Genomic DNA, 17699 nt, shown 5'->3' with positions numbered 1-17699 from the left:
CGCGCGGTGACGGACGGGGCGGAACGCCGGGTAGTGCTCGTCGCGTACGACGACGCGCAGATACTCGACATCGCCTGCCCAGCCGGCGCCCTGGACGCCGCGAACCGCTTCGGCGCCGACCCCCCGTACGCCATCGGGCTCGCCACCGCCAGCGGGCGCGGGGTCGTCAGCTCCGCCGGCATCGGCGTCGGCGGCGGGCAGCGGCTTGCCGACGTGCCGGCGCGGCCGGACACCCTCGTGGTCGTCGGCGGCATCGGGCACGAGCGGGCCGCTGTGGACGGCGAGTTGGTGAAGCAGGTGCGGCGGCTGGCGACCGGTGCGCGCCGCGTCACGGCGGTGTGCACCGGGGTGTTCGTACTGGCCGCCGCCGGCCTGGTGGACCAACGCAGGGTCACCACCCACTGGCGCTACGGCGCCGAACTCGCCGCCCGGCACCCGGCCGTGGCCGTCGACCCGGCGCCCCTGTACGTGCGCGACGGCCACGTCTACACCTCCGCCGGTGTGACCAGCGCGCTGGACCTGACGCTCGCGCTGATCGAGGACGACCACGGGCCGACGCTCGCGCGCGACGTCGCCCGGGAACTGGTGACGTACCTGCACCGGCCCGCCGACCAGGCGCAGATCAGCATGTTCCTGGCCGCCCCGCCGAGCGGGGACCGCCTCGTCCGCGACCTCCTCGGCCACGTCTCCGGCCACCTCGGCGACGACCTGCGCCCCCGCGCGCTCGCCGCCCGCGCGGGCATCAGCACCCGCCACCTCACCCGGCTCTTCGCCCGGCACCTCGGCACCACCCCCGCACGAGCGGTACGCGCCGCCCGCACCGAGGGCGCGGCCCACCTCGTACGCTCCAGCCGGCTGACGCTTGCCGCGATCGCGCGCCGCTGCGGGTTCGGCTCCGCCGAGACGCTGCGGCAGGCGTTCGTGGATCACTACGGGGCCACCGGGGACACGATTCGCAGGATGCCGGACATGCCGAGGGCCCGCCCCTTACCGGACCGGCAGACTCCGGACGCATGACGAACAGCGACACGGAGACGCCCACGACGACCACCCGCCGGGCCGCCCTCGGCGGCGCGGCGGCGCTCGCCGCCGCGGGCCTCGCGGCCGGGCTCCCGGCCGCGGCCCACGCCGCCGGCCCGCAGGGGAGCGGGGCAGGGCGGCCGGCCCGCGGCCCGCGGATCGGCGTCGTGCTGTACGACGGCTTCAGCCTGCTCGATCCGACCGGCCCGGTCGAGGTCCTCTCCCGGCTGCCCGGGGCGGAGGTCACGATGATCGCCGAACGCCGCGGGCCCGTCCGCACGGACACCGGGCACACCGCGGTCGTCGCCGACCGGTCGTTCTCCGAGACCGGCGAGCTGGACGTGGTCCTCGTGCCCGGCGCCGGTAACCGCGGCACCCTCGCCGCCATGGAGAACGCGGCGATCCTCGGCTTCCTGCGCCGCGCCCACCGCGGCACCCGCTTCACCACCTCGGTGTGCACCGGCTCCCTCGTCCTCGGCGCCGCCGGTCTGCTCGGCTCCCGCGCCACCACGTACTGGGCGTCGAAGGACTACCTGGAGGCGACCTTCGACGTCACGTACGTGCCCGAACGCTACGTCCACGACGGCAAGGTGATCACCGCCGCCGGCGTCTCCGCGGGCATCGACATGTCCCTCTACCTGGCCGCCCTGCTCACCGGCGAGCTGACGGCACGCGCCGTCCAGCTCGCCGTCGAGTACGACCCGCAGCCGCCGTACGACTCCGGCAACGCGGCCGAGGCGAGCCCCGAGCTGAAGGAACTGGCGCTGCGCCTGCTCGAGGAATCCCAGCAGCAGGGGGCCGTCCGCTAGCGGGCGGCGAGGCCGGTCTCGTGCGCGTAGATGACGGCCTGCGTACGGTCCCGCAGCCCCAGCTTGGCGAGGACGGCCGTCACATGGGTCTTCACGGTGGATATGGCGATGCCGAGCACCGCGGCGATCTCCGGGTTGCTCAGCCCCTTCGCCACCTGGCGCAGCACCTCGGTCTCCCGCTCCGTCAGCGCGTCCAGCCGGTCGTCCCGCGCCGCGCGCGGGACGACCGCGCCGGTCATGAAGGCGTCGATGAGCCCGCGGACGACCGCCGGCGCGAGCAGCGCCTCGCCGGCCGCGACGGTGTGGATGGCGTCCACCAGATCCTGCGGGTAGCAGTCCTTCAGCAGGAACCCCGACGCGCCCGCGCGCAGCGCCTCGAAGACGTAGTCGTCGCGGCGGAACGTGGTCAGGATCAGCACCCGCACCGGCGGTGCCATCGCGGTCAGCGCCCGCGTGGCGACCAGGCCGTCCATACCCGGCATGCGGATGTCCATGAGCACCACGTCGGGCGCGGTGGTACGTGCCAGCCGCAGCGCCTCCGCGCCGTCGGCGGCCTCGCCGGCGACCGACAGATCCGGTTCTGCCCCGATGACCGCCGCGAAGCCGGCCCGTACCACCGCCTGGTCGTCCACCACCAGCACCCGCGCGCTCATCCCCGCACCTCCGCCACCCGGCCGCCGGTGGGCGCGGAGACGCCCGCGCCGGCGGCGTCCATCAGGTCCAGCAGTTCGCGCAGCGCCGCCAGCGCCTGCCGCGCCTCGCCCGTCACCTCGGCCAGCGCGGCGGCGTGCCCCACACGGCCCGACAGCCCCGACTCGGCGCCGCGCACCAGCCGCGCGGTGCGCTCGGCCACGGCGCCCTGCAGCCCGGCCGCGACGCGCCGCCGCTCCGCGGCCACCGCCTCGCCGACGCGGGCCGCCACCGCCTCCAGCGCCCGCCGCTCCCACCGGCCGCCCTCGCCGCGACGGGACCGGGCCAGCAGCCCCAGCGCCCACACGGGCAGCAGCCACGGCACGGCGGCAAGTCCCAGCGCCGCCATGAGCACGACGGTGCCCGCGCCGGCCGACTCCGCGGGATCCGCCGCGACGGCCAGCCCCAGCACGGTCCCCGCCGCGACGCCGACGGCGACGGGCGCGGGCCAGGAACGGTGCGCAGGGTGCCGGGCCGCGACGGCGTACAGGGCGAGGAGTTCGGCCGCGGCTGCGACGGTGAGCGGGGCCAGCGCCGCCGGGAGGGGCAAGCCCGTCGCCGCCGACCAGCCCAGCGCCACGGCCGCCATGGAGGCCAGTGCGCACCCCGGCGTGCGGCGCAGCCACAGCAGCGGGGCGGCGTGCAGCACCAGCAGCAGCGCGGCACCGGCCGTGGGGCTCACCGCGAGCGGCACCAGGGCGCAGCCGGCGAACGCCGCCGCTTCCACCGCGCCGATCCGGCGCGCCGGAGCGCGGTCCCGGTCGCGTACGGGCAGGACGGCCCGTACGCACCAACCGCCGTCACCCGCAGGCGGGTAGTCCGCCGCACGGATCCTGGCTGCGCCCTGTCGGGACCGGCTGCTGCCCTCCGGGCGCAGGTCGTCCCGCGTACGGAACCCGGGGGCGTCCCGCGGAGACCGGCCGCCGCACTCCGCAGGCGGGCCGTTCTTCGCCGGCACCCCGACGCCGGCCCGCCCGGCCGGGGCGCCGTCGCGCCCGGGTGGAGCGCTCGCCGTACGGACCGGGGGCACCGGCCCGCCGCCGTCGCCTGCGGTCAACTCGTCCGGACCGGTACCGCCGGGCCCCGCCGTCAGGCGACCGCCCGCCGCCTCGACACGCCGCCGCATCCCGGCCAGCCCCCGCCCGCCGGAGCGCGCCGGTGCGGCCCGATCGCCGGCCGCGGCGGGCCCGTTGGCCACGGTGAGGACCAACTCCCGCGTCCCGTAGTGCAGTCGTACGGTCACGGGGGCGCCCGCCGCGTGCCGGATCGCGTTCGTCAGCGACTCCTGTGCCACGCGGTACGCGGCCGCACCGACGCCGTCCGGCGGCGCGACCGGCCGCCCCGTCACCGCGAAGGCCACCGGGAACCCCAGTCCGGCCAGCCGGCCGCAGAGCGCGGCGAGCCGCCGGTGCGGCGGGCCGTCCGCCTCGTCGCCCGCGGCGTCCACCAGCCGCGCCAGCGCCGCCAGCGCCGCCCGGCCCGTGGCCGCCGCACCCGCCAGCGCCTCGCCCGCCAGCTCCGGGCGGCTGCCGACGAGCCGCAGCGCGGCGGCGCTCTGCACCGCGACCGCGCTCAGATGGTGCCCGGCGACGTCGTGCAACTCCCGTGTCAGCCGCTCCCGTTCCGCCGCGGCGGCCGCGTCCCGCTCCCGCGCCACCCCGGCCAGCCGGGCCGCGACCCACGCCCGCCGAGCCACCCGGTGCCGGCGCAGCCGCCCGCACAGCACGATCACCAGATGCACCAGCGCCCCGGCCGCCAACTCATCGAGGAGCGCCCACGCCGACGGCGCCCCCGCGGCCGGCGCCCCTACCACCGCCGTGGCCACCGCCGCGCCCGCGAGCGCGCCCCGTACGCCGCCGTGCACGGCCAGCGAGTACAGCGCGACCCACACCGCCGCCGGCAGCGCCGGCACCACCGTCGCCTCCGCGGCCGTCGCCTCCGCGACCGCCATCTCCGCGAAGCCGTCGAGCAACAGCACCGCGGCCAGCACCGCCCCCGGCGCCCGCCGCCGCCACACCAGCGCACCCGCCGCCGCGGCCACCGCCAGCAGCCCGCACACCGCCGCCCAACCGGCCGCCGGCCCACCGGAAACCGGTCCCGCGACGACGAACACCACCGGCTGCGCCGCGGCCAGCGCCGCCGGCACCGCGACGTCCGCGGAACCGGGCCACGCCCGCGCCGCCCCGCCCCCCGTCCGCTCCATCCCGTCAGCGTACGGCCGCCCGGACGGCACCCGTCTCCCCCCGGAGGCGGAGACGGCCCCCGCCGGCTGTCGGACCCCGGTGCGGACCCGAGCACGACGCGCTCGCGCCCGCCGCCGCGGTTTGCTTGCCGTATGACGGACGACGACCACGGGCCCGCAGCCGCGGCCCACGACGACCAGGCCGGCCACGGCGCACCCGGCCCCGCGCAGAGCACCCGCTTCGCCCGCCGCACCCTCGTCAGGGGCGGCCTCGCCGTGACCGCCGCCGTCGCGGGCGGCTCGGCGCTCGCGGTGGGCGCCGGCCTCGCCCGCGCACGGGAAACAGCCCCGGAGGAAGACGTGATCACCGTGCCCGGCGAGAAGCCGCTGCGCACCAACATCCCCGTCGTCCGGGACCCCAGGGCCGCCGGCGGCGCCTGCCTCGCCCTCGCCACCGCGGAACCCCCGCCCGCGCAGGGCTGGTACGCCACGTACGCCGTCGACGTCCCGGCCGCCGGCGGGTACCGGCTGACCGCCGTCGCCACCGCCCCGGTCGAGCAGCCGCACGCCGCGGAGCCCGGCTCGTACCTCGGCCTCACCGTGGGCGACACCCCGCACAGGCCGCTCGCCGGCTCCCAGCCGCACTGGTACGAATCCCCGCCCGCCTGGGGCGACCTGGCCGTCCTCACGCTCGGCGACATCGCGCTGCGCCGCGGCCGGAACCTGATCACCTTCACCGTCGACGAACCCACCGTCCTGGAGGACTTCACCGGATACCGCTTCCTGCTCGACGAATTCACCCTCGCCCCCGTGGACCTCGCCCTGCGCACCGTCCACCTCGGCGACCCGGACTCCGGCCTCGGCCACTGGCGCGGCGACGAACCCGCCGAACTGCACTTCGGCCTCGGGGGCACGGCGCGGCAGGCGTGTACGGTCACGTACACCCTCCTCGACTACCACTCCGCCACCGTCGCCACCGGCACCGCCACCATCCCCGCCGGCGCCGCGACCGCCACCGCCCCGCTGCCCCGCGACCTGCCGCCCGGCAACTACCGCGTCCGGGCGGCACTGGACGCCGCCCCCGCCGACACGGTCACCGGCCGCTTCGCACGGCTGCCCGAGCAGCGCCCCGCCGCCGGGCCCGCCGGCCGCTTCGGCGTCAACGTCGCCTCCTTCGCCCTCGTGCCGCCCGCCCGGCTCGACGCCCTCGCCGCCGGGATGAGGGAGATGGGCGCCTCCTGGGTACGCGACGGAAGCTCCTGGCCGGCAGCGCAGCGCGAACCGCGCGGTCCGTACGACAGCGGCCTCTACGGCCGCACCGTCAGCGCCTTCCGCCGCCACGGCCTCCAGGTACTGGAGATCGTCTCCCCGCCGCCCGACTGGGCGATGAGCGAGACGTCCGTCCCGCTGCCCGACGACCTGCGCGACGCCTACCGCTACGCCGCGCACCTCGCCGGCAGCGGCAACGCCACCGTCGCCGACGCCCTGCACCTGTCCAACGAGCCCGACGTCGACGACTCCGCCAGCACCGGCGATCAGCACGCGGCCTACGTCAAGGCCGCCGCCCTCGGCATCGCCGACCGGCCGCACCACCCGCCCGTGGTCCTCCCCGGCATCGCCACCGCCGGCCCCTTCCAGGAACTCATGCTGCAGAACGACGTCACCCGCTACGCCGACGCGTGGAGCTTCCACGGCTACCCGGCACCCGGCGAGGACCCAGAGTTCCCCGCCGCCGCCGAGGAGCAGCGCGAGCTGCGCGACACCTACGGCCCCCGGCTGCCGATGTGGATGACCGAGTGCGGGGCGATGCTCCCCGCGGAACCCGGCCGCGACCTCACCCACGCCCGGCAGGTCGTCCAGGCCCGCTACCTGGTGCTGTCCACCGTGGAGAGCCTCGCCGAGGGCACCGCCCGGCACTTCTGGTTCTGCGCCCCGCCGTGCACCGACGACGGCGTGTCCTTCGCGCTGCTCAGCCGGGAGTTCCAGCCGTGGCCCGCGTACAGCGCGTACGCCGCCATGACCTCGCTGCTCGGCGCGGCGGACTACGTCCGCACCCTCACCGAACTTCTGCCGGAGGCGGCCGGTTTCGTCTTCCGCGACGGGCCGCGGACCGTGACCGTCGTCTACGCTCCGGGCCCCGGACCGACCGACGTGCCGGTGCCCGCGGCCACCGGCGGTCGCATCGAGCGCTACGACATCATGGGTGCGCACCGCGGGACCCACCCGCGCTCCGCCGACGGCACGGTGCGCATCCCCGCGGCGCCCGATCCGTACTACCTGGTCGCCGAGACCCGCTACCTGGTCGGCGAGGCACCCGGGCAGCGCCCGGAGGCCCTTCGCGCCCGCGGCGGCCGGCCGTCGGCGGCGGAGCACATCGTGCTCGGCCAGCGCTTCGCCGCCGCCAACGCGGCGCCCGGCAAGGCCGACGGCGACGCCCCGCCGCCGCTCGGCTACCGGCTGACCGGTGTCACCCGCATGTCGGTCGACGTCTACAACTTCGGTGCCGCCCTCCAGACCGTCGCGGTCCGCGGACGGGCCTTCGGCGGCTGGGCCGTCGCACCAGCGGGCGCCGCGGAGGTGACGGTGGGGCCCATGGGCCGCGAGACCGTGGAGTTCACCGTCACCGCGGGCCCGAAGGTGCGGCGCGGCGTCGACTACCCGCTGGCCTTCGAGGCCACCCTCGCCGCGGACGCGGCGACGATCCCGCCGTCCGTCTCCCGCATCCAGTACGCGACCCGCCGCCGGCGGGGCCGCGCGGTGCCCCTGGCGCCGCGCGTCGACCGGCTGTCGCCGAAGGACGGCGCGACGGCCGCGGGCCCCGCGGTACGGCTGCGGGCCCGCGTGACCGACCGCACGTCGGGCGTCGACCATGGCGGCACCGAGGTCGAGGTCGACGGCAGCCCCGTGCCGCACCGCTTCGACCCGTCCACGGGCCGGCTCACGGCGTCGCTGACGCTGCGGCCGGGGCGGCACACGGTGCGCATCCGCGCCCGGAACGCCGCGCACGCGGCGACGCTTTCGACGACGACGTTCACCGTCCGCGGGAGCGCCTGACGCGGGCGCGCACGCCGCCGGTGCGGCGGGGCGCGACGGAGGGCGGAGGGGGACGGCGGGAGACCGGGGGAGCGGCGATCGCGAGCTCCGGGGGCACGGCATCCGCCGAAGGCGGCTGTCCCTCCCCGCCGTCGGCGGCGGATCGCCGCACGGCCGTCCCCCGATCCGGTCCCGGCCTGCGGACACGTCCGAAACGTTCAAGACGGGACCCCGCGCCGGTGCCATCGTGACCGTATGACCGCAGACCTCTCCGCCGCCGCGTCGTTCATGACCACGCACGCGCGGCTGCTCGACCGCCGCCGCTTCGAGCTGCTGCTCGGCCGGACGGATCCCGCCGCCGTGCTCGCCGCCGTCGACGGCTACCGCAACCCCGACGGCGGCTACGGCTGGGGGCTGGAGCCGGACCTGCGGGCGCCGGAGAGCCAGCCCGGCGGCGCGCTGCACGCCTTCGAGGCGTTCGTCGACATCGCCCCGGCCACGACCCCGCACGCGGCGCGGCTGTGCGACTGGCTGCTGACCGCCACGCTGCCGGACGGCGGGCTGCCCTTCGCACTGCCCGTGGCGGACACCGCCGGCTGCGCGCCGTTCTGGGCCGGGGCCGACCCGGAGGTCTCCACCCTGCAGAGCACCGCGTTCGCCGCCGGCACCGCCCTGAAAGTGGCCGCGCACGACCCCGCCGTCGCCGCCCACCCCTGGCTGCGGCGGGCCACGGACTACTGCCTGGCCGCCGTCGAGGCGATCGGCGACAAGCCGCATGCGATCGAGCTGTCCTTCGCGATCCGCTTCCTCGACGCCGCCGCCGACACCGGGCCGGAGGCCACCGCCCTGCTGGAGCGGCTGCGCCCGCTCATCCCCGGCGACGGGGTGCTGCCCGTCGAGGGCGGCTCGGCGGGCGAGGCGATCCGGCCGCTCGACGTCGCCCCCGAACCCGGCCGACCCGCGCGCACGCTGTACGCCCCGGACGTCATCGACGCCGAGCTGCGCCGGCTGGCCGCGGAGCAGCAGGACGACGGCGGCTGGGCGGTCGACTTCGCCTCGTACTCGCCGGCCGCCGCGCTGGAGTGGCGCGGATACCGTACGGTCGCCGCCGTGTCCGTGCTGAAGCGGAACTCCCTGCTCTGATACGCCCGGAGCCGCCCGAGCGGCCGTGCGGCGGTCTCAGCCGCGGGCGACCGCGGGCTCCGGGACCGCGCGTGCCGGCCGCGCCCGCTCCGGTGCCTGCGGGGTGTCCGCGCCGCCGGGGCCGCTCGGGCCGTCGGTGCCGCCCGGGTCAGCCTCCGCCGCGGCGGCGAGAGTGTCGACGGCCGACTCGACGAAGGCCCGGACCAGCGGCGTCTCGTGTGCCGTACGCCAGATCAGACCCCAGACGCCCATCGGCTGCTCCGTGATCGGCACGTACGCGATGCCCGGCCGCGGGAAGTGCCGCGCCGCCTCACCCTGCACCACGCACACCGCGTCCCCGGCCGCGACCACGGCCTGCGCCTCCTGGAACGTGGTGATCTCCGGCCCGTCGGTGCGGATCGGCCGCCCCGACGGCGTACGCGTCGGCATCAGCGCCTCGAACCAGTACGACGGGACCGGGGTCACCGGCTGCGGCAGCACGCAGTCGGCGAGGTCTTCGAGACTCACCGACGCGCGGGCGACGAAGGGGTGGTCGGCACCGACCATCAGCACGTGCGGCTCACGGGCCAGCACCGGGCCGACCGTCAGGTCCGGCTCGCGCACCGGGAGCCAGGTCACCTCCAGGTCCACCTCGCCCGCCCGCAGCATCCCGAACGGATCGCTGAAGACCACCTCGCGGAAGCGCAGCTCCACACCGGGGTAGCGGGCCTTGAACCGGGCGAGGATCGACGCCTGGTCGAACGCCTGGGCGCACATCAGCCCCAGCGTGAGCACCCCCGTCGTGCCCCGGGCCGCCGCCGCCGCGGAGTCGATGCCGTCCTGGATGCGCTGGTAGCCCGCCTTCAGGTCGTCGTGGAGCCGCGCCCCGATGGCGGTCAGCTCCACCCGGCGGCTGGTGCGCTCGAAGAGCGGCGCGCCGATGCGGCGCTCCTGCTTGGCGATCGACTGGCTGACGCGCGCCTGCGAGACGTGCAGCCGCTCCGCCGTGCGGCCGAAGTGCAGCTCCTCGGCGAGAGCGAGGAAGATCTCTATGTCCCGCAGCTCCATCCCGCACCCCCGTATCGACCTGTCGTCATCGGCTGGCGGGCACCGGAAACCGGCGCCGCCCGGGGAGCGTATCCCGCCGGCCCCGCCCCCGTCACCCTCAGGCCGCCGCTCCGTGACCTGCGGCGGAGGCCGGACCGGAGGCGCGACCGGGAGCCGGGCCGGAAGCCGGACCGGGCGTCGGCGCGTCCCGGCGGCGGGCTGTGGCACCGTCGACGAGTCGCAGCAGGGAACCGGCGTCCGACCGGCCGCCGACGACGCTGATGTCGACCCCGCAGCGCGCCGCCTCGCACGCCGCCGCCCGGCTGAGCGCCACCACCGCACAGGTGCCGGCGCGGTCCAGCGCGGCGCCGGACGCCCCGGGCGGGGCAACGGAGCCGCAGAGCTGCAGCAGGTGGCCGGAGCGCTGCTCGTACAACAGCGGCAGCACCGCCTGCGCGACCCACAGCGGGCCGAAGAACGCCGACTCCATCCGCTCCCTGGCCGCCGCCTCGGCGATCCACCCGACCGGCGCGGCGGCGTCCCCGGCCCCGTCCCCGGTACCGGCGGCGGGGGAGCGGCGCGGCGGGCGTGCGTCGTTGACGACCGCGTCCAGGCGGCCGAACCGGTCGGCCGCCGCGCACACGGTGGCGTTCACCGCCCAGTTGTCGGCCACGTCCACGGCTCGTACGAACAGCCTGCGCCGGTGCTCGTCGTGCCGGGCCAGCAACCGGTTCCGGGCGGCTTCGTCGGGTACGACGGCGGCGACCCGTTCACCGCGCGCCAGCGCCGCCGCGACGACAGCCCGGCCGGCGCCGTGTCCTGCCGTGGTGACGAACCAGACCCTGCCCGTACGTGCGGTGGCGGTCATGGGCGTTGCGCCCCCTTCGGTGGCTGCGTGTGCTCCTGCTCTTTCGTCTGCGTGGACCAGCCTCGCCCCGGCGCGCCGCCCGAACAACGGCCGATCCGGCAACGGCGGATAACCCGTCGGTTATGGATCACCCACCCCCATCGATAAGCGACGGGTTATGGCACGTTCCGGGATCGGCCGTTGTTCGGCGGGCGGGGCGCGGCGAGGCTGGAGCCATGAGTTCACCGGTGGAGATCGCCGTCGTACGTGACGCCGCGCCGGCCGTGGACGCCTGGCGCGCGGTCGTCGCCGCCGCGCGGGCGGCGGACCTGCCCGGCGTGCCCGCGCCGGTACGGGAGGAGATCCTCGCCGGACTGCGGCCGGACGCCTCGGCCGGCGGCACGGCGACACCGGCGTGGGCGGCCACGGGGACGGGGGGTGAGGTGACGGCTGTCGCGGGGGTGCGGCCGTCCACCTCGGCCGGCCCGGCCCGGCCGGCGGTGGACCTCGAGCTCTACGTCCACCCCGCCGCCCGCCGCCGCGGCACCGGCACGCTCCTGCTGGCCGCCGTCCTGGCCGCGGCCCGGGAGGAGGGCTGGGGCACCCTCCGGGCGGCGGCCCCGGCGTGCACGCCGGCGGACGTGTTCTGCCTGCGGCACGGCTTCGTCCGCGACCGCGTCGTCCACCACCTGTTGCTGCCGCTGGCCGAGGTGCACCGCGCCTGGCTGGCGGAGTTGGTCTTCGCCGACCACCCGGGCTACCGCCTCACCACCTGGTACGACCCGGCCACCGCACCCCGGGCGGCGCCCGGGTCCGCTCCGGCCCGTACCGGATCCGCACCGCCCGCCCCCGACGACCTCGCCGCCGCCGTCCCCGGCTTCGCCTTCGGTACCGCCGCCGCACCCGACGCCCGGCACGGCCGGCTGCTGACGGTGGCCGCCGTGCACACCGGCACCGGGGCCGTCGCCGGCTACACCGAGGTGCTGATTCCGCCCGTCCCGGCGGGGCGCGCGCAGCACTGCCACACCGCCGTCGTGCCCGTCCACCGCCGCCGTGGGCTCGGGCGCTGGCTCACGGCCGAGATGCTGCGCCGGCTGCATGCCGAGCACCCGCAGATAACCGAGGTCGAGACCACCGCCGCCGACGACGCCGCCGGGGTGCTCGCCCTCGACGAGCAGCTGGGCTTCCGCCCGTACCGGCGCACCCACGCCTACCGGCTGCAGGTGCGCGGCTGACTGCCGGCGATCGGCGCTGACCCCGGCGAGCAGCGCGACCTCCTCGCGCCGCAGCCCCGGTACCCGGCGGCGCCCCGTGGCGGGGAGGTTCGCCGCGGCCGGGGTGACGTCGGTGTGTTGGGTTGTGGGGGTGGTGTCTTGCTCGGTGTGTGTTGTGGTGTTGTGTTGGGTGTGGTGTGTGGCTGGCTGTGTCTGGGTGTGTGGTGCCTGGGAGGATGCGGTCTTTTCTGTCGGCCCGGTGGGTGGCGCAGTTTTGTGGTTGTGACTACACAGCGCGCCGAACAGGCCTCTGTTACTCCTGTGACCGGCCGTAAGTTTGTCCTTGTTGCCGGCGCTAGTAGCGGTATTGGTGAGGTCGTCGCTGCTCGGCTCGCCGGTGAGGGTCACCGTGTGGTGGCCGGCGCGCGGCGTGCTGATCGTTTGGCGGTCTTGGCGGTGCGTACTGCCGGTGTTGCGGCGGGCGTTGGTGGTGTTCTGGAGCTTGTGCGTCTCGATGTGACGGACCGTGCGGATGTCGCGGACTTCGTCGCCGGCGCCTGCGAGCGTCGCGGTCGTGTCGATGTCTTTGTCGCTAACGCCGGGGTGATGCCGCTGTCGCGGCTGGATTCCCTGCTCGTTGAGGAGTGGGACCGTATGATTGATGTGAGCGTTCGTGGGCTGTTGCATGGCGTCGCCGCGGTGCTGCCGGTGTTCGGCGCCCAGGGCTGTGGTGCTTCGTGACTGTCGCCGGTGTCGGTGCCCACGAGGTCGTGCCCACTGGCGCTGTGTACTGTGCTACGAAGTATGCGGCTTGGGCGATCACCGAGGGGCTGTGGCAGGAGTCCGATCCTTCTCTGCGGGTGACGACCGTCTCGCCGGGCGTTGTCGCCTCTGAACTCGCCGACAGCATCACCGACCCCGGTGCTGCCGAGGCGATGCGTACTTACCGCGCTTACGCGATCGGTCCCGTCGCCGTCGCCGGCGTTGTCTCGTATGCTTTGGCGCGGTCGCCGGAGGTGGATGTCAACGAGATCGTCGTACGCCCGGCTGGCCAGCGCTGAGATTTCCGCGGGCCCCGTCGCCGTGACCGGTCACCACCGGCGGTGCCGGTCGCTGCGGAGGTGCCGCCGGCTGGGCGGCTGCACCGGGCGGGCGTTGCCGTCGCCGGGGGGCGGTCCGGTAGTGGTCGAGGGCGGCGGCCGGGCGGCTGCGCCGGGTGGGTGGTGATCGGGTGCCGGCGGACGCCGGGGAGATATGGGCGGGGTGGTGGTGGAGCCGGTGTAGCGGTATGGCTCGGTGCAGGTCGGCGGCAGTGCGTCGGACTCCACGCCGGGCACGCACCGGGCGGGGGTGGGTGTCCTGGGAGGCTGCGGGCGGCGGCCGGTCCGGCGCCGGGTTGGGGTCGCCGGGGTGGACGAGGACGGTGACGACGGCGTAGTGCCTCGCCGCCTGCGGCCCGGTGTCCTGGGTCCGACTCCGGGGGGACCGGGTCGTCGTCGGCGTCGATGCGCAGGTACTTCATGTGCTGTTTGGGCGGGAGGGCGACACCGCCCATGGTGTGCTCGGACGGTGTGTGCCGGTGGACGTCCGCCGGCGGTAGGTTCCGGCCCTGATGGTCAGCAGGAAGTCCTGGGCGGACGGGGGTTCGGCCTGCCCGGTGTTTCCTCGGTCGTGGGCCGTGTGCAGTCCGGCTCGTGCCGGTCGGGCTTGCTGCGGCGCACGGAGTTGTCCGTGCGGGTCGGGTGGTGGATCCGCAGGACGGGCAGCGGCCCGTAGTCGATGCCCTGGGGACGGACGTCGCCGGCGATTCTGCTCCGCTTCGCCAGAGTTCCGGGCGGTGCTTTCGGTGTGCGGGCAGTGGACCGGGGCGTCGGCGCCGTTCGCCGCGTACGGCGATTCGTCGCGTACGGGCCCGGTCCTTGGCGTTCCCCGGCCGTCCGGGTGCGGCCGCGGGGGTGCGCCGATGTGCCGCCGGTTGGCTCTTGCCCGCCCCGGAAGGGTGTCGCGGCGAAGGAAAGGTACGTTGGCCGCATGACAGCGGCTGCAGGCGGCCCGCCTACGGGCCCGGAGACGACCGAGGACGCGCAGGCATTGCGGTCCCTCCTGCGCGCGGACCTGCGTGCCGCGATGAAGGCGCGACGGCGGGAGGCCGTGTCCGCGCTGCGTACCGCCCTCGCGTCGGTCGACAACGCCGAAGGCGTCGCGCCCGTCGACGCTCCCGTGACGCCGACGAGCGAGCACATCGCCGGCGCGAGCGCCGGCGTCGGGTCGGCCGAAGCGGCCCGGCGGGTGCTGTCCGCCGACGACGTACGCGCGCTGCTGCGCGAGCAGGTCGCCGAGCGCCGTACCGAGGCCGACCGCTATGACGCGGTCGGGCACGGCGGGGCCGCGGGCCGGCTGCGCCGCGAGGCGGACGTGCTCGACGCGTACCTGACGTGCTAGGAAGCGCGCCCGCATGGCACGGACCGTGTACTGGTACGACGACCGGGCGCCCCGGCCCAACTCGCTGATCTCCGCGTGTAACATGCTGGTCGCCCGCGACGACGGCGCCATCCTGCTGCAGCGGCGCCGGGATATCGGGCAGTGGGCGCTGTCGGGCGGCGTGATGGACATCGGGGAGTCGCCCGCCGAGTGCGCGGTGCGCGAGTGCCTGGGGGAGAGGGGCATCGTCGCTGAGCCGGCCGGGCTGTTGGGGGTGTACTCGCCGCCGCGGCACGTGGTGGCGTACAGCGACGGCGAGATCAGGCAGGCGTACGAGGTCACCGTCCTCGTACCGCCCGGTCGGCGGCGAGCCGACGGTCAACGACGAGGCCGACGGCGTCCGGTGGGTCCGGCCGGACGACCTGGCGGCGTTCGACATCCACCCGTCGGTGCGCCGCCAGATCGGCCACTACCTGACGGGTGCCCACCCGCACGTCGACTGACCCGCACCCCCCGGGGGGACTGTCGCGGGCGGACAACGGGCCCCGGCGAAAGGCGAGTTCGAAACGGCGATGTCAGACCCCCTCGGCACACTGGGGGCGTACGACAGATCCGACGAACGGAGACGACGATGACGGGCGACACCGCGGAGGTGACCGCGGTCCGGGCGTACCGCCGGCTCGTGCGCAGCGTGCAGGCCGCGCTTGCGGAGCCCGGCGGCCCCGCGCTGGCGGCGGTGGTGCTGGCTGGGCCGTTGGCAGATGCTGATCGGGCGCTGGCGGCGGCCGGGCTGGCCGGGAATGAGGTGCGGTTCTTCGCCGCCGTGCGCGGTGTCGCGGTGGTGCACCCCGCCGCGACCGGTTCCGTATCCACGTAGCACCCCGGGGGGTGTGGTGAGTGCGGAAGGCCGCCGGTGCCTGGAGGAGGTCACCGGCCGGCCCAGAACCGGCACCGGTGGTCGGCCGCGAACGGCGTGGGGGTGATGGCGCCGTCGGTCAGCCCGAGCACCGTGGCCCCGTTGTCCGTGCGCCTGTCCGCCCGTACCGGATGCCATGCCGGCGGGCCGGCGCGGTGGGGGTCGCCGCGGTGGGCGAAGGTGGTCCAGTAGCCGGTCATCGCCGCGGTCAGGCCTCGGGGGCCGGGGTCCGCCCATGGCAGGTCGAACAGGTAGGGCAGGTCGGAGCCGTGGTGTGCGCCGAAGGGGAAGCCGTCGATGACCGTGCCGCCGTCCTGGGCCATTTCGTAGGCGTACACGGGCGCGTGCCGCGCGGCCAAGGTGGCGGTGGCGAGCGTGGGGCAGGCGCCGATCCGGCCGCCCCAGTCGGTCAGCACGCGTGACAGGGCCAGCACGGGGCTGGGGTCGCCTGCGGCCGGGTAGCGCCGCAGGACGGCTGGGGCGTCGTCGCCGAAGGCGTCGGTCACGACGTCGGCGTAGCGCTGTGCGGTGAGGGGGTCGCCGCCCAGGTCGTATGTGTACGGGACGAAGGACCGCATCTCGTCGCGGGTGCTGCCGATCAGCAGTGGGATTCCGGCGGCGGAGCCGTGCCGTAGCGCGGTGGCCGGCTGCCGTGGCAGGAACGGTGTCCCGGCGACCGGCCCCCATGGGTCGTCGGCGGCGGTGCCGGTGACCGGTGCCTCGACGTCCTTGAGTGCGTCGAGCAGGTCCGCCGCCGGCGCGCGGCGCAGACAGGTCGCGACGTCCGCGGCGCCGGCGCAGCTGTTGCCCGAAACGGTGCCCCGGTCGTCGAGCGCCGGGTGGGAGAGGAACCCCAGCGCGCCGAGGCGGTAGTTGACGCTCACCACGACCATGTCGCCAGCGGCGGCCAGCCGGGCGGCGTCGTAGTCGGACCCGCTGCCGGTGGTCAGGCCGCCGCCGTGGATCCAGACCAGCACCGGCAGCCGCCCGCCCCGCCCGGGCCGCAGCGGCCGGGTGATGTCGGCGTACAGGCAGTCCTCGCCGCCCCCGGCCGGCTGTGCGCACCGCCGGCCCGGGATGGTGGCGTCCCGCACCCCGGACCACGGCTGCGGCGGCCGCGGCGGGCGCCAGCGCAACTCGCCGACCGGCGGCCGCGCGTACGGCACCCCGCGGAACCGGACGACGTCGCCGGCGCTCTCGCCGCGCAGCAGCCCGGCGTCCACCCGTACCAGGGTGGGGTCGGGCGCCGCGGCGGCGGCCGGGACGACTGCCAGGGACAGCACGGAGGCAACGGCCAGACCAAGCGCGGTGAGAGGGGCACGCAGGGACATGCCCCACAGCATCGGCCGGTACCGCCCCGTCCCGCGTCCGCCGCCGGGCGACACCGCCGCTACTCCTCCCGGCGTAGCCGCACCCGCACGGGACCCCACCCGAGGTCCGCACCCTAGCCTCGAAGCGGCAGGCCCGCCGAGCGGCGCCCCATCCGACGGCCGGCGCCGATGATCTCGGCAGCCGGGGAAGGGGACAGCACCCATGAAGACGATCGCCCGCATCGCTATGGCGTCCTTGTTGGCGCTCCTCGCGGTGTTCGGTCTCGCCGCCTGCGAGGACGACTCCAGCGCGGGCCGGGAGAACGACGCCAAGCAGGAGAACTACGACCGGCTGGTGAAGAACCAGCCGGCGGGGGAGATGTCCTACTCGCCGACCCGCGAGTCCATCAACCAGTGGGTGAAGACCTGGGGCAAGCGGGGCAAGCTCTCTTACGTCTACATCCAGAACGGCAAGGGCGAGTACGGGTACTTCGTCATGAAGGGCCTGCCGGTGCCGCGCTGCAAGAAGCTCACGCCGACGGAGTGGGTGGACTCCTCGTCGGAGGGCAAGGTGGTCCTGGCGCAGCCCGGCATGGACGGCACGTACGACACGGGCTCGACGTGCGGCGCCTACTTCGGCTTCGACGCGACGACCGGCGCGTACATGGAGTTCACCGTCGGCACGAACCAGTCGTTCTTCCTCTTCGACCAGCCCATGACGATGCCGGAGTACGCCGACGCCAGGGTGTGTCCAGTAGACGGCTGATCTGCGGTTGGTTGGTGGTCAGCGCCTGGCTGCGGCCAGGCGTCCTTCGAAGGCGATCTCGAAGGCGTTCAAGGGGGCTTTCCAGCGCATCATCCAGCGTCGGCGGCCTTTCCCCGTGGGATCCAGCGACATCAGCGCCATGTAGATGCACTTCAGCGCGGCCTGCTCGTGGGGGAAGTGGCCGCGGGCGCGGACGGCCTTGCGGATGCGGGCGTTGACGCTCTCGATGGCGTTCGTGGAACAGATCACCTTGCGGATCTCGACGTCGAAGGACAGGAACGGCACGAACTCCGCCCACGCCTCCTCCCACAGCCGGATGATC

The 17699-nt window shown here is 75.8% G+C and carries 14 protein-coding genes and 2 pseudogenes; 10 read left to right on the top strand and 6 right to left on the bottom strand.

Features of this window, described 5'->3' with window-relative positions; genetic code table 11:
• Positions 1-6 precede the first annotated feature (6 nt).
• On the top strand, positions 7-1017 hold the full coding sequence (locus T328_RS34470) for a GlxA family transcriptional regulator (protein ID WP_496500204.1): 1011 nt from the start codon (positions 7-9) through the stop codon (positions 1015-1017).
• Positions 1014-1829, top strand: a complete 816-nt coding sequence (locus T328_RS34465) for a DJ-1/PfpI family protein (protein ID WP_496500203.1) — start codon at positions 1014-1016, stop codon at positions 1827-1829. The genes T328_RS34470 and T328_RS34465 overlap by 4 nt, the downstream gene beginning before the upstream one ends.
• Here the strand turns inward: T328_RS34465 and T328_RS34460 are convergent.
• On the bottom strand, positions 1826-2482 hold the full coding sequence (locus tag T328_RS34460; protein WP_496500202.1) for a response regulator: 657 nt from the start codon (positions 2480-2482) through the stop codon (positions 1826-1828). The two genes, T328_RS34465 and T328_RS34460, sit on opposite strands and share 4 nt — an antisense overlap.
• Positions 2479-4722 (bottom strand): sensor histidine kinase, encoded by a 2244-nt coding sequence (locus tag T328_RS34455; RefSeq protein ID WP_496500201.1) that lies wholly within the window; start codon positions 4720-4722, stop codon positions 2479-2481. The genes T328_RS34460 and T328_RS34455 overlap by 4 nt, the downstream gene beginning before the upstream one ends.
• 132 nt (positions 4723-4854) lie before the next feature.
• Between T328_RS34455 and T328_RS34450 the strand changes: the two genes are divergently transcribed.
• Both T328_RS34450 and T328_RS34445 read left to right on the top strand, forming a co-directional pair.
• Positions 4855-7755 carry a hypothetical protein gene (locus T328_RS34450; protein ID WP_496500200.1) on the top strand — a complete coding sequence of 967 codons (2901 nt, stop codon included), beginning with the start codon at positions 4855-4857 and terminating at the stop codon, positions 7753-7755.
• 234 nt (positions 7756-7989) lie between these two features.
• Positions 7990-8877: a hypothetical protein gene (locus T328_RS34445; protein ID WP_496500199.1), complete on the top strand. Its 888-nt coding sequence runs from the start codon at positions 7990-7992 to the stop codon at positions 8875-8877.
• A 36-nt stretch (positions 8878-8913) separates the two neighbouring features.
• Here T328_RS34445 and T328_RS34440 read toward each other — a convergent pair whose 3' ends face one another.
• Positions 8914-9924 (bottom strand): LysR family transcriptional regulator, encoded by a 1011-nt coding sequence (locus T328_RS34440; protein ID WP_496500198.1) that lies wholly within the window; start codon positions 9922-9924, stop codon positions 8914-8916.
• 97 nt (positions 9925-10021) lie between these two features.
• On the bottom strand, positions 10022-10771 hold the full coding sequence (locus tag T328_RS34435) for an SDR family NAD(P)-dependent oxidoreductase (RefSeq protein ID WP_496500197.1): 750 nt from the start codon (positions 10769-10771) through the stop codon (positions 10022-10024).
• 215 nt (positions 10772-10986) lie between these two features.
• On the opposite strand from T328_RS34435, the gene T328_RS34430 reads away from it, so the two are divergent.
• The 5 genes and pseudogenes from T328_RS34430 (at position 10987) to T328_RS34410 (ending at position 15262) form a co-directional block, all read left to right on the top strand.
• Positions 10987-11985 (top strand): GNAT family N-acetyltransferase, encoded by a 999-nt coding sequence (locus T328_RS34430; RefSeq protein ID WP_496500196.1) that lies wholly within the window; start codon positions 10987-10989, stop codon positions 11983-11985.
• A 255-nt stretch (positions 11986-12240) separates the two neighbouring features.
• Positions 12241-13025 (top strand): annotated as a pseudogene (locus T328_RS34425) (SDR family oxidoreductase).
• A gap of 970 nt (positions 13026-13995) precedes the next feature.
• On the top strand, positions 13996-14406 hold the full coding sequence (locus T328_RS34420) for a GatB/YqeY domain-containing protein (protein ID WP_496500195.1): 411 nt from the start codon (positions 13996-13998) through the stop codon (positions 14404-14406).
• 13 nt (positions 14407-14419) lie between these two features.
• Positions 14420-14608 (top strand): annotated as a pseudogene (locus T328_RS34415) (NUDIX domain-containing protein); the annotation flags it as partial.
• A gap of 408 nt (positions 14609-15016) precedes the next feature.
• On the top strand, positions 15017-15262 hold the full coding sequence (locus T328_RS34410) for a hypothetical protein (RefSeq protein WP_496500222.1): 246 nt from the start codon (positions 15017-15019) through the stop codon (positions 15260-15262).
• A 50-nt stretch (positions 15263-15312) separates the two neighbouring features.
• On the opposite strand, the gene T328_RS34405 is transcribed toward T328_RS34410, so the two are convergent.
• Positions 15313-16632: a carboxylesterase family protein gene (locus T328_RS34405; protein WP_496500194.1), complete on the bottom strand. Its 1320-nt coding sequence runs from the start codon at positions 16630-16632 to the stop codon at positions 15313-15315.
• Between the two features lie 202 nt (positions 16633-16834).
• Between T328_RS34405 and T328_RS34400 the strand changes: the two genes are divergently transcribed.
• Positions 16835-17377 (top strand): hypothetical protein, encoded by a 543-nt coding sequence (locus tag T328_RS34400; RefSeq protein ID WP_496500193.1) that lies wholly within the window; start codon positions 16835-16837, stop codon positions 17375-17377.
• Positions 17378-17395: 18 nt separating this feature from the next.
• Here the strand turns inward: T328_RS34400 and T328_RS34395 are convergent.
• The coding region (locus T328_RS34395) for a transposase (RefSeq protein WP_496500192.1) at positions 17396-17699 on the bottom strand (304 nt) is incomplete at its 5' end.

The sequence above is a fragment of the Streptomyces sp. CNX435 genome (assembly GCF_059570575.1).
Note: the sequence above shows the minus strand (reverse complement) of the source record. Positions and strands in the feature narration are given on the sequence as shown.